This window comes from Halobacillus sp. AWM4_238 (genome assembly GCF_056158265.1).
This window is the reverse complement of sequence record NZ_JBSWSY010000002.1, coordinates 1,355,663-1,368,358: the sequence shown is the minus strand read 5'-3', so window position 1 is coordinate 1,368,358 and position 12,696 is coordinate 1,355,663. Positions and strand designations below refer to the sequence as shown.

Annotated in this window: 15 protein-coding genes; 13 read left to right on the top strand and 2 right to left on the bottom strand. The window is 36.1% G+C overall.

What is annotated here, in order from left to right; genetic code table 11:
* Positions 1–108: 108 nt before the first annotated feature.
* On the bottom strand, positions 109–1,482 hold the full coding sequence (locus tag ACXACN_RS07020) for an alkaline phosphatase (RefSeq protein WP_474963355.1): 1,374 nt from the start codon (positions 1,480–1,482) through the stop codon (positions 109–111).
* A gap of 382 nt (positions 1,483–1,864) precedes the next feature.
* Here ACXACN_RS07020 and ACXACN_RS07015 point away from each other — a divergent pair, with 382 nt between their 5' ends.
* The 10 genes from ACXACN_RS07015 (at position 1,865) to ACXACN_RS06970 (ending at position 8,570) form a co-directional block, all read left to right on the top strand.
* Positions 1,865–2,194 (top strand): hypothetical protein, encoded by a 330-nt coding sequence (locus tag ACXACN_RS07015; RefSeq protein ID WP_474963354.1) that lies wholly within the window; start codon positions 1,865–1,867, stop codon positions 2,192–2,194.
* Between the two features lie 83 nt (positions 2,195–2,277).
* Positions 2,278–2,538, top strand: a complete 261-nt coding sequence (locus ACXACN_RS07010; RefSeq protein ID WP_474963353.1) for a hypothetical protein — start codon at positions 2,278–2,280, stop codon at positions 2,536–2,538.
* Between the two features lie 148 nt (positions 2,539–2,686).
* Entirely contained in the window at positions 2,687–2,995 is a 309-nt protein-coding gene (locus ACXACN_RS07005; protein WP_474963351.1) for a hypothetical protein, read from the top strand.
* A 74-nt stretch (positions 2,996–3,069) separates the two neighbouring features.
* Entirely contained in the window at positions 3,070–3,393 is a 324-nt protein-coding gene (locus ACXACN_RS07000) for a hypothetical protein (protein WP_474963350.1), read from the top strand.
* 237 nt (positions 3,394–3,630) lie between these two features.
* Positions 3,631–5,439: a M3 family oligoendopeptidase gene (locus ACXACN_RS06995; RefSeq protein ID WP_474963349.1), complete on the top strand. Its 1,809-nt coding sequence runs from the start codon at positions 3,631–3,633 to the stop codon at positions 5,437–5,439.
* Between the two features lie 124 nt (positions 5,440–5,563).
* Positions 5,564–5,911, top strand: a complete 348-nt coding sequence (locus ACXACN_RS06990) for a nuclear transport factor 2 family protein (protein WP_474966823.1) — start codon at positions 5,564–5,566, stop codon at positions 5,909–5,911.
* A gap of 268 nt (positions 5,912–6,179) precedes the next feature.
* A complete protein-coding gene (locus ACXACN_RS06985; protein WP_474963347.1) occupies positions 6,180–6,464 on the top strand; it encodes a hypothetical protein in 285 nt (94 codons plus the stop codon).
* A gap of 455 nt (positions 6,465–6,919) precedes the next feature.
* On the top strand, positions 6,920–7,195 hold the full coding sequence (locus ACXACN_RS06980; protein WP_474963346.1) for a hypothetical protein: 276 nt from the start codon (positions 6,920–6,922) through the stop codon (positions 7,193–7,195).
* A 192-nt stretch (positions 7,196–7,387) separates the two neighbouring features.
* Positions 7,388–7,783, top strand: coding sequence for an IolE/MocC family protein (locus ACXACN_RS06975; RefSeq protein ID WP_474963345.1), 396 nt, complete (start codon positions 7,388–7,390; stop codon positions 7,781–7,783).
* A gap of 229 nt (positions 7,784–8,012) precedes the next feature.
* Positions 8,013–8,570 carry a GNAT family N-acetyltransferase gene (locus tag ACXACN_RS06970; protein ID WP_474963343.1) on the top strand — a complete coding sequence of 186 codons (558 nt, stop codon included), beginning with the start codon at positions 8,013–8,015 and terminating at the stop codon, positions 8,568–8,570.
* Positions 8,571–8,712: 142 nt separating this feature from the next.
* Here the strand turns inward: ACXACN_RS06970 and ACXACN_RS06965 are convergent, their stop codons facing one another.
* Entirely contained in the window at positions 8,713–8,925 is a 213-nt protein-coding gene (locus ACXACN_RS06965; RefSeq protein ID WP_474963342.1) for a hypothetical protein, read from the bottom strand.
* Between the two features lie 279 nt (positions 8,926–9,204).
* Between ACXACN_RS06965 and ACXACN_RS06960 the strand changes: the two genes are divergently transcribed.
* From ACXACN_RS06960 to ACXACN_RS06950, 3 genes are all read left to right on the top strand, one after another.
* Positions 9,205–9,708, top strand: coding sequence for a hypothetical protein (locus ACXACN_RS06960; RefSeq protein ID WP_474963341.1), 504 nt, complete (start codon positions 9,205–9,207; stop codon positions 9,706–9,708).
* Positions 9,709–10,429: 721 nt separating this feature from the next.
* Positions 10,430–11,266: a MerR family transcriptional regulator gene (locus ACXACN_RS06955; RefSeq protein ID WP_474963339.1), complete on the top strand. Its 837-nt coding sequence runs from the start codon at positions 10,430–10,432 to the stop codon at positions 11,264–11,266.
* Between the two features lie 60 nt (positions 11,267–11,326).
* Positions 11,327–12,652 carry an MATE family efflux transporter gene (locus tag ACXACN_RS06950; protein ID WP_474963338.1) on the top strand — a complete coding sequence of 442 codons (1,326 nt, stop codon included), beginning with the start codon at positions 11,327–11,329 and terminating at the stop codon, positions 12,650–12,652.
* Positions 12,653–12,696: the final 44 nt, after the last annotated feature.

Genomic DNA, 12,696 nt, shown 5'->3' with positions numbered 1-12,696 from the left:
TAAACGGTGGCAATATTGGAGTAAAGAAAAAATCGAAAAAAACGGCAGCCATAAGACTGCCGTTTGTCCTGCTTATTAATCTTCTTCACCGAAACGGCTCTTTTTATTTTACTTATCCCCTAAATCTACTTTCATTGCTTTTGCCATAATTTTGGGAAGGTCAGTGTTATCAATCAGGCCACTGAAAGAATCCGATTGAGGGCCGTAGGAATAAACTGGAATGTCTACACCTGTATGTCCAGAGCTTGTCCATCCGACAAGAGCTTCATTACTGACATATTGGTTAATTGCAAGTTTTGGATCTTCAGCTTCCTGGATTTCTTGAATATCTTCTTCTGTCAGGTCAAATGGTGTATGACTCTCTACTACTTCTTCAACATTGGAACGGTTTTCGTTTAATTCTTCGGCCATAGCTGCACCCGTTGCTGTAACATCTTTTACAAGCTCAGGCTTTGTGTCATACTCGCCATTAGATCCAACGGTCATACCGCCAGTTTCATGGTCACCAGCTACAACTACAAGGGTGTTTCCATCTTCTTCAGCAAATTCAATGGCTTTTTCCACTGCTTGTTCAAAAGCTTCTGTATCCTTTAATGCCCATGTTGGATCATTATCGTGGCCTGCCCAGTCAATTTGACTGCCTTCGACCATTAAGAAGAATCCGTCTTTGTCCTGCTCAAGGACGTCTATAGAACGTTCGGTCATTTCTGAAAGACTTGGCTGTTCTGTATCTTCGCGCTCCATTTCAGGTTTTAATGGGCCATCTGCAAATAAACCAAGCAGTTTTTCCCCTTCTTCTACATCAATATCATCAGATTCCATTAAGTCATCACGCGTTTCCACATTTTTATATCCTGCTTCTTCAGCTTGCTCTATTAGATTCTCATCTTGTTGTTTCCCACCCTCAGACTCTGGTAGAAAGAAATCTTTACCTCCTCCAAGCAAAACATCGACCTCGTTATCTAGCATTTGCTTGGCAATTTCAGGCTGATTATCACGTGATTTCACATGGGAAGCAAATGCAGCAGGTGTAGCATGGGTAATCGTAGATGTGGCAACAAGCCCAGTAGATTTTCCTTTGGCTTTTGAGGCTTCTAGGATTGTTTCCACTTCACTTCCTTCGTCATCTAACCCTACCGTACCATTGTTCGTTTTAACACCAGATGCCATTGCTGTTCCGGCAGCTGCGGAGTCGGTTACTCTAGAATCCTCAGAATAAGTTTTGTGCAGCCCTTTTAAATGTTCGTCCCAAACTGCATCTTCTCCCTTATACCAGCGGTAGCTTGTAGCATAATCCGTATTGAAACCATCAGGAATCATATAGATCACGTTTTCAACTTTTTCTTGGGGAGAACCTGCATGGTCAGGCTTTCCTTTTCCAGCCGAATCCGTCTTTTCGGCCTCAGACTGTTGAACACATCCTGCTCCTGCGCCCAAAATCAAACCAGCACTTATTGTAATGACCCCTAATTTTTTTAACATATGTATTCTCCCTTCAATATTTTGGTTCATCGAGAGTGTACCAAGCACATAATTTGGTGATTTTAATGAAAAGTTAAGAATAGTTAAAGATTGTAAATATCAAACAGGTCTTGAAGAACGATAAAGCCACTTTTTTTATTGAAGAAAAGAAGCCATTAGTATGAAACGAGATAGTGCCTTCTTTCGTAGATCTATTAGAAATGAAATAAAATGTAGAAGCTATTGATAACGAGTATTCTTGTGAAAATTAGAGGTGATGTTGACATTATTGAGATCTCTTTTTTTTACTACATTTATTAAATGGCTATATGAGATGTCTTTTGAAGGATCAGAGGGTACTGAAAAAACTTAAATTGAGGTCATAACAGGAGATGGAAACAATATGAGATGTCTATGTAAACAAGAAATAAATGAGTTAAAAGTTGAGGGAGATGTGGGAGCGGATCCTATCTGGTGTAATCACTGTAATTGTAATCTAGACATAGAAGAGGTTCCCATTGAACTCCATTTGAAAATGGAATTAATGAAATGGATTGGAGAGTATGGTAATTGGATTGATTGGGATAACAATGGAATAGTTTCTAATGGATTTGAACTTGAAGAAGAGCATAATAAAAAAGGATTAAAGTTAACAGAACAATTAATGAAAGAACTTGAAGGGAAATATAAAGTCTTATTTTCACCTTCGACATTTGCGTATAAATTTAAATAGAGATACTTCAAAGCAAAACTTGGTAGCTTATCTGGTTCACATGAATGAAGCACGATGAACTTGCGGTGAAGGGGGAGGGCTCTATGAACAATGAAAAACTTTTTAAATTAATGGCTTTATCAAGTGTGATCATATGTATAACAGTTTGGATCCCTAACATAGTATTTCAAATCTCTAGCCCGTTATGGATGCTAACATTTATTATAGCTCCAGTTGGTATTGTGTTCGCGTGCTTAATTAAAAATGCTTGGCTCATAGTTTCTAATATTGCTATGCTTTTTAGTTTTTTTATCTTAATGTTTGCTGGGTATTTTATTAATTACATAACTGGTGGAAGACCATAAAGTCTGACATCGGTATTAAATTACGATAAATACTAGTCATACGGAAACCGGTGCTATTGGTTAAAAGGCTGCTCACCCGAATAGAGGTTATCATGGATGTAACTTTTAAATTGACAAAGCTAATAAAGTTTAACCAAGGAGGAATTTTTTGAAGAGGTTAGACTGGAAACATTTGAGTTGGAGTTTGCTCTTCTGCATTTTTATACCCTGTTTTATACCCAGTAATTATTCTAATGAAGGAATAGGAAACTACACTTTTGGATTCCCATTAAAGTATATAACGATACACCAAAAAGAACCTTACAGTGTCTGGTTTTTTGATAACTTCTTTAGTGGTAATGATGGTTGTGCAATTAATCCTGCAACTTTTATGTTTAATGTACTTATAATTTACTTAATAGTTAGATTCGCAGTAAATAAAATGAAAAAAAGAGACCTTGATTTGAAGGTTCAATAACAAATTATTTACATAAGGAAGGTTTTCTGGAAACGGTTATATGGAATGTTAGTCGATATGAAAGGGTTTTTTTATTGTTAAAAAAAGTATTATTCTTGGTTTGTATAGCGATGGTTGTGTTGGTTTTTGGAATGGTGGTAACTACACCATCCGAAGCAGCCTTTAACAGATTTGTATCAGAAAAACACAATATAAACTGTGAAGGAGATGGAATTTGTTTTAATGGGAAAAGCCAAATAAGGTTTAGTTCCTCTCATTATAAAAACGCAGGCCTATTTACTTCGCAGGAACAAAAATTTGAAGATCCTGATGGAGGGGAAACAATAGTTAGAACTTTAGGTGTATACGGTCAGCTAATTGAGATGGAGAACAGCAACCTATGGAAGGTACTCAATTAGGTTTTATCTAACTGATGTGGAAATTTATCTCGAATTTGAGTCTTTAAGTAATGGGGCGTTAGTTGAATAAGCCTAATATAAAAAAGAGGAACTTCCATGAAAATGGAAGCTCCTCTTTGTTGTTAGTAATACCATTATTAAACTTTAACAGAGCCAAAGTCTAAAATAACCTGGGACGAGAACGTATATTCTGTTATTCTGAATTATATGGAAATATTTATAAGCGGAGGAGATTGGATGGAGGAATTCAGGTATCCAGAAAGATGGGAAATTAACTCAATTTTTAACGTGTCTTCAGATTCAAATGTTATACATAATCATTTAAATGAAATAGATCAGGCAGTAACAAAGTTAGAGGCTCTTATTGTAAATCCAGAAGAATCTGAAAGTGGGTTTTATTCAGTTCAACTAATGAAAACTATCCAAATAGTTGAAAAAACAAAAGCTAATATATCACAACTTTCTTCTTTCTTAACTTGTCGAAGTGCAGAAAATACCCAAGATCAAAATGTCTTTGGCTGGAAAGAAAAGTTTTCTAAGATAAGTGTAAAGTTTAATTCTTTAGTCCGTAAAGTGCAAAAATGGATTGCTAATTTGAGTGATGATTCATGGAAAGAAATAGTGAAAAATGACGATTTAAAACAGTATCAATTTATTCTTAAAGAATGGCGCCGGCAAGAACAAACGGGATTAACTGAAAGTGAAGAAAAGACCATTGAATTATTGCTTGAGGATGGATACCACGCCTGGGGAGATTTGTACCAATCTTTAATAGCTGAAATAAGGCTTAAGATAAACGTGAATGGAAATAGCGAAAAACTATCTATTGCCCAAACCAGAAATTTACGTTCTCATCCTAAAGCAGAACTCCGTAAGGACTCATACTTTGAGCTTAAAAACGCCTGGAAAAACAATTCAACAGTTATTTCTACTATTATTAACCGAATTAATGGAGTTCGGACAACCATTGGTAATCTGAGAGGGGAAAGCGAATTAAATAAATCTCTAAGGGATAACAGAATAAAAAAGAAAACATTAGATGCTATGTGGAATGTAGTTACTCAGAATAAACAGCCTTTTGTTCGATACTTAAACCAAAAAGCAAAAATGCTAGGTAATAATTCTATGCAAGCCTATGATTTTTGGGCCCCAATAAATAAAGATGTTCAGTCAATCAATTATCAGGATGGTATAGAATTCATTTTAAATCATATTCGAACGCATAGTCCTGAATTTGAAAAGTTCTCTCGAAAAGCATTCCATCAAAATTGGATAGAAGCAGAAGATCGTTCAAATAAGGCTTCCTATGCTTTTTGTGCTGGTTTCCCATTGTCGGGAGAATCTAGGATTTTCATGACCTATGGTGGTCGTATTACTGATACGCTTACTTTAGCTCATGAGTTAGGGCATGCATTCCATAATCATGCCTTGGGAGCTGTTAACCAGTTGAACAGAGAATATCCTATGTGTTTAGCTGAGACAGCTTCGACTTATTCAGAAATGATTGTTTTAAACGCTGCATTAAAAGAATCAAAATTACAGGCTCAAAAGTTATTTTTGTTAGATGAAAAACTTAAGCGAAGTGTTATGAACTTTATGGAGATTCATTCAAGATTTTTATTTGAAAAAAATCTATACCAGGAGAAACAACACGGCTTTGTTCCTGTAGGTCAGTTAAATAAAATGATGGGAGAGTCTTTAGAGGAAGGTTATCGTGGATCCATGGATGACTTATCGGTATATTCCTGGGCATCCACCCCTCACTTTTATCTTACAAGAAATCCTTTTTATAATTTCCCTTACACATTCGGGTATTTGCTAGCTATGGCAATCTATGAAGAAGTTGAACAAGAAGGACCAGATTTTGAAACTAAGTACGTATCTCTTCTTAGAGATTCAGGACGAATGAATGTTGAAGACTTAATCATGAAGCATTTGGGTGAAGATATTACAAAAGAAGACTTCTGGGAGAAAGGTATGCAGCGATGTGTTCAGGATGTTGAAGATTTCATAAAACTAAGTGAACAATTGTTTACTCATTCATAAAATCTTATCTGTGACGTTATTTTGCAAGTGAGGTGTTTGATCAGCTTAATTAATTTTCTCGACTTCATGCCTTAAAAAAAGGGGGTCTTATGTGAGAAGAGTTATAAAAGAAAGGAGACAAAAAATGTCCAATGATTTAAAAGCACAATTAAGAGAGTTAGAAGAAACACATATAAATCTCCAGGTAAGGGCATCTTCAGAAGAACTTGATAAAATATTGGCTGATGATTTTTGGGAAATCGGTAGTTCAGGTGTTAAATACGAAAAAAAGGAATGCATTGAACTTGGTGTAGTATTATCAGAAATGACCATACATAATTACGAGATACAACCATTAGCTTCTGATGTCGTACTTGCCACTTACTTTATTGAAGATAAAACTAGGAAAAGAAATACGCTTAGAAGCTCTATATGGAAGTATATAGACAGTAGGTGGCAACTGTATTTTCATCAAGGAACAATTACTAAATGAGTGAGAAAGTATCATAATTCCATTAGATTATTAATTTACTTATCTCGACATCAAGTCTTCAAGTAAAGAAGACGATTGTTCCATAAGAATAGTCGCTTTTCTTTTGCATAGAATTATACGTCTTATTGAGTACATAACTTCTAGTAAACAGATTATCTGAAGGTTGACTATATGAGAGGGGTAAGTTGATTGTCATTAAGTTGCACTCTTTCCAGCAGCATTGCCTTATCAATATAATACAAACTAACATGGGATTGGAGATATAGTTATGTGGATAATTTTAGGGGTCATTGCTATAGTAGCAACTTTTATAAATCTTTATATGTATAAAGTAGGAAAGGATTATAGGCTTGCTATGGCGATGGGATTATCATTTACAGCATTAACGCTTTGTGGAGAATACAGCCTTGTCTCTGATTGGGTAGAAGTGGAAGATTGGGCTGCTTTAATGGATGTAGTACCTGGTATGGAAAAGGCATTATGGTTTTTGACAATCGTTTCTATCTTCCTAAATATGGGACCTATACTGTTAGAACAAAAAGGTAAGAAGTAATTACTTATTGAAACATGCGATTATTGTGTAGATATTTATTTTAGCCTAGTTATCTTAGAATCTGGTCTTACTTAAACGAGGACGAATGTTAAACAACACCATTTATTGGTGCTAGTTTAGATATATAAAGAGGGTATTTATGACCGTCTGGAGGTTTCATGTAGGAGGTGTTCTCATGGGATTTTGGGTATCTATATTTGTCGGTGTTGTTTCAATTATTGGTTGGATAAGTATTTCCTATTTCCAATTAAAAACTGAAGAATATGATAAGAAGTATACTAAAGATGGACAGTAAGGATTTTTTAAGTTAGATCCATCATCTTACTTCATCGAAGTTTGAAGGATGTATGGAGGGTAATTAACTGAGTCTTCCTGTTTCGGGACTGTTGGTTCATAAAGAATATCGTATTCACTTTTAGAACAGGAGAGAGATTTTGTTTGGAGGAAATTTTTCAATGAAAAGAATTGTCATTGGCGGATTTATAATGTTAGGTGGATTATTAATAACACTAACAATTATATTGTCAGGTACTATTTATGCAACTCAGATTACGTCATGGTCTGGTAAGTCAAAGTTATGGCATGCAATTTTTGGTGATAAACAATATGGTGATGAAGTTGTAGAATCATTATTCTTAGGGTTTCCATTCGTATTAGGAGTAATAATTACAGTCTTGGGTCTAGGTATCTTAGGTATAGAATATTACAAAACTATGGAAAAGCAAGATTAAGTGAATCTTATGTTCAACTCAAGCGTGAGTTAGTGTGAGATCTACTTCAAGATACCTAAATTTCACTTTTTCAACAATCGAGGGTGATTGCTGAATAGAGCGCTCGCCTCTATTACATTTGCTTAGACTTTGTCTCATGAACTGGATAAGTATTTTTTAAAAATCTGAAAGTGAGAATATCAGAAGTTGGTGATGCCTTATGAAAGAGTATTATTGTTGCATGCCTATTTTGTTGGTTTATTGCTTTTGACAGTTGCTTGTAATCAGCAGCCAGAAGGAGATATTTCTAAATCAATGGGAATGACAGAAGATTATTTTAGAGGATTAGACGAAATAACGACAACCGCAGCTTCATTAAGCGAAAGTGAGAATCAAGTGAAATTTAGGCTTATGGTTGAAAAGCATCCATCACAAGAAGAAGCATCTGCTATGTTTAACAACATATTAAATAAATTTGAACAAGTCTCCAACTCACCAGAGTTTTGGGGTCAATATAATGGTTTCTTTGATATTAAATCTCATGATAACGGTGTGATTTATGAAGCAACGAAAGCTAGAGGAGAAGATCTGAAAGTTACTCCCAAATAACATGATCTGGTGCATTAACATGTATGTACGTTGAAATTTGCAAACAAAATTTCTTGATTTAGAGTCTTCAAGAAGCGGGGGCGATTATTCAATTAGAGTAATCGTCCTCTTTTTTTGGACAGAAGGAGGGGGAATGATTAATCGGAAAGTATTGAAAATTTTGTAAAATAGCGATATGATGTCATAATATTTATTTAAGAAGTTAATGTGATGTATGGAGTGTGGTCGTATGGAAGTGGAAGACTATTTAAGAGACATGCCGGAGTTTAATACTGAAAGATTAACACTAAGAAAGCTGGCTTTTTCAGATTTAGAAGATGTGTTTAGTTTCTGTTCTAATCCTAACGTAGCACGGCCTATGACATGGGAAGTAAATGAGTCGAAAGATGTAACCGAAGAGTTTCTAGGTATGGTAATTAGAGGATACGAAAAAGGTGAAGCTGGTGAATGGGCAATTGAATGGAATGAAACAGGCGAAGTGATTGGTGTGGCAGCCTTTATTGATTGGAGTAATAAACATAAGTGTGTAGAATTGGGATATTTTTTATCAGAAGAGTATTGGGGAAGAGGGATTGCTCCAGAAGCACTTCAGGAGCTTGTTCGCTATGGTTTTAACGATCTAAAACTTAACAGAATTGAGGGTAGGTCCGATACAGATAATTACGGTTCTCAAAAGGTAATGAAAAAGTTAGGTATGAAATATGAAGGCACTTTAAGAAAGAATGAGCTTATAAAGGGAGAGTTTAGTGATACAGAGATTTATTCTATATTGGAAAGTGAGTATTGATCCTTTTAAGAGTTTATTATTTTCTTGGTTTCAAGTCTTTAACTAACGGTGCCCAATGCTTCACACAGTTCGAATCATGTCTTCCATAGAAGGGGCGATTGTTCAAAAAAGTAATTGCATCATTTATATAAGTTTCTGTGAATTAGCTTTTTTCACTAAGGTCGTTCATTTCTCTTTCAATGAGAAACACAGAAATTTCAAAGGCTTCTATCCGCCTTTTAGCTAGAGTGATTTGAGATTTATATCTATCAGGATTTTCTTTAGCTTCAAAAGTTTTTACTGTCTCTCTAAGTTTGTTTAATGTTGAGTCAATTTGACGTTTTGCTTCAACTAAATCAGAAATTTTAACATCCATTTAAGTACCTCCTCTTTTCTCGATTAATGATTACAAATTATTTTACTCCCGACAAACAGGTGATTAGTATATAGGATCTAAAAAAGACTGTCAAAAACTATTGTCTAGTTCTTGTGCTCTTAACATCGATTCTTCAACGATCTTCTTTTTTCGTAAGAGTAATCTTCTTCATTACTGCATGACTTTCTTTTTTGGCATATGTATTTCTAGTCTGGACTTTAAAAAAGAAACAGTTACTATGAAACGGATGACCATATTTTGAATGAAGTGGAGTGGTGTATGGTTATGAACAAAACTCTGAAATTATTGGCAGGATTGCTTTTCATTTTGGCACTGGCGGGATGTATTGGTGAAGATTATGATGTTGGAGTTCCAACTGCTCATTTACATATAGATGCTCACATACTTAGTCAATCAGTACAATTAACAGAAGCGAATATCAGTTGGTATTCATCAAGCGGGGAAGTAGAAGAAAAAATAGATGATATAGAAGAATATGGATTATCACAAGATGAAATAAAGGTTTTCCCACATCAGGATGCTTCTTTAGATTTTCAAGAGAATAAAGAAAATGGTGGAGATATTTGGACAGATCCAACGATCACAGCTGTTCTATGGAAAGATGGAGAAAAAATCGAACTCGATTTGAATAAGTATAGAGAGTTTCGGTTCCCGACTGAAGAAGGGAGTTATATTTTAGATGCTACATTTAAGGATGGGAGTAACGTGGCTCAATATGTAGGAAATATTGTTATTAACGATGATACACATACTTCTCGTTAAGCTAAAGAATTAAACTAGTAGAATGGTTAAGCGACAATTCATTTTTACAGTGGAGTAAAAGCTATACCGCATCAATAGTGATAATAAATAGAAATCCTTATAATTTTTGGAGAGGATGATTTAATGTTATTTGATAAACCTAAATGCACGTATTGCGAGAATGAAATAAAAGAAGATGATGTCGTTTTTGTGAAGATGCGTTACCCTAAGCAAAAAGGTTTTACAGAAATTAAGGCATATTTAAGAAATGAAGGTAAATTTATTTGTGAAGAATGCTTTAATAGTAAAGTCATGTAATGATATGAAATTACCGTGAGTGTTTAAGATAGACAAATAATAATCTCGGTACTGAGTCTTAAAGTATAGGGGGCGATTGTTCAATGAGAGCAATCGCTTATTTAATTTCTTTCAGCTTAGTTGAAGGATCTGTTTTGCTCATTTTTCTATTTTCAACCAAAAGTACTTATGGATAAGTCTATAAATCTAGTGACGCATTATCTCGAAGACCTTTTTGTTGAGAACAATTCTTGTCGCTTGTCTTTTGGGAAAGCATATGGCTTGAGATGGCTTGTTATTGGTGGATGGACAGGGCTATTCCGTTTGAAGAATAAAAAATAAGTGTTTTAATGATATAGAATAAAGTCGGTTACATATAGCCCTTTACCTGCGCATAAGAGTTTGTGTTATTTACAATTTTTAAAATGATAAAGGTGGAAATCAAATGAAAGAAAGGTTCCGTGTCGGAGAGGTGGCTAAATTATTTCAGATCTCCCCTTCGACCCTTCGTTACTATGATGAGATTGGGCTTTTTCAGCCAGAATATGTAGATGCTGATACAAGCTATCGTTACTATACCATGAAACAATTTGTCGTACTGGATACCATCATTTTCTTGAAGAAAAATGGATTCTCCATAAAAGATATTCAGCAGCAACTAGAGCATCGAACTCCTGAGAATACAAAAGCTCTACTCGAACGAAAGCTTGGAGAAGTGGAGGAAGAAATGGAGCGGTTGAAGAAGGTTTCTGAGAAAATAAACAATAAGATTAATACAATCGAGGAGGGGCTTTCTCTAAGGGAAACTCCATCATTGGTGTATCGCTCGTTTCCAAAACGGGCTATTTCTTATTTGTATAATGATGCGCCGATTGATTTGATGAAAGAATTAGATTCCTTATATTTAAAGGACTTGGAGGGGCTTTCTTCAGCTGGACATGGTTATGATGGATTTTTCACAGGTGATTTTGGAGCTGTTGTGGAAATAGAAAGTCTAAAAGAAGGGGCTGTGAAATATCGAGCTGTCTTTGAATTGCTTCACCAGGAGAAGGAAACTTTACAGACATCCTATTTGAAGCCAGGGTTGTACGCTTGTTATCCACATCGAGGACCATATGAAACGGTTCAATCCACTCTTTCCTTTGTTATAGAACGTCTTCAGGAAGATGGTTATCGAATGAACGGAGCCCCCGTTGAAATAGCGATGCTTGATGAGTCCGTTATTCAAGACAAGGAAGCCTATGTAACCTTGATTCAAATTCCGGTTGATAAAAAAGATTGACCTTCAAGCCACTTGAAGGTTTATACTTTCTCATGTAAGAAATTGCAGGAGGAATTATAAATGAATGGAACACATGAATTTTTAAAACACCAACCCGTTAAAAAAGTATTTTTACAATATTTTTTTCCATCATTATTAGGGATGATGCTGATGTCTGTGAACATCCTGATTGATGGGATTTTTGTTGGTAACGGTGTAGGATCGGAAGGGCTTGCTGGCGTGAATCTTGCTATGCCAGTGTTCTCTCTTATTTTCTCAATCGCATTATGGATTGGAATTGGTGGGGGCACGATCTATTCCATCCATATAGGGGAGGAAAATAGGGAGAAGGCGAGAAGTGTATTTTCACTAGCTGTTGCCAGTTCATCGGTTCTATTGCTCGCTATCGGAGTGGTCGGTTACATGAACGTAGAGGTGATTGCGAATGTGCTTGGAGCAAATGTCTCTACCCTTTCTCATACCATCGACTACTTAACGGTTCTATTTCTGTTTGGGTGGTTGATCGCAGTACAGCAGCTCCTCAGCATATTCGTGCGTAATGATGGCAGTCCGACTTTGGCGATGGTCGCTCTTGGCTTGACGGCCATTATAAATATTGGCTTGAACTATTATATGATTTTTATCTTAAAGCTGGGTGTTTTTGGCGCAGCGCTTGCCACTGTCCTCGCAAGTTTCTTCGGGGTACTCGTCCTTTTGCTTCACTTCTTTAAAAAGCATTCAAATTTGAGGAAGCTTTCCTTCCAGTGGTCATGGCATGCGCTTAAAACCATCTTCATCATTGGGTTCCCGAGCTTCCTTGCAGAAGCCGGAGCTCTTGTCTTTGTTGCAGGTTATAACCTGGCAATGGTCGGCTTACTGGGCACAGAAGGAGTCGCAGCTTTTTCTGTCGTGAATTATTTGCACGGCTTCATGTTTCTATCGTTCTTTGGGATTGAGGCAGCGCTGCAACCGATGATCAGCTACTATCACGGGGCAAAAGAAAAAGGCCGTATCAAAGAGAGTGTGAAGATTGGTGAGAAGTCAGCTTTCATGCTTGGGGCCATCCTCCTTATTACTGGTCTGCTTGCCGCACCATTGCTCGTTTCACTTTTTGGACTGGAATCAGAAGAAGTTCGTAAATTAGCTGTTCAAGGAATTCGGTTGTTTTTTATCGGTTATCTCTTTTTAGGTATAAATTTCGTTTACATGACTTATTTTCAGTCTATCGGTGAGATCCGTCCATCGATCATCATTATTCTGTTAAGAAGTTTTCTTTTCATTTTGGTCCTGCTGTGGGTGCTTCCAAAAATTATTGGCATCGCTGGTGTTTGGCTCGCCTTACCGCTTGCAGAAATGATGGTTGCTTTGCTGCTTTTCTTTTTCACAAGGAAACATGTGGTGCGATAAATGTAAATAGACATTTGCTTCGCACAGGATTCTTCTGCAGGGAT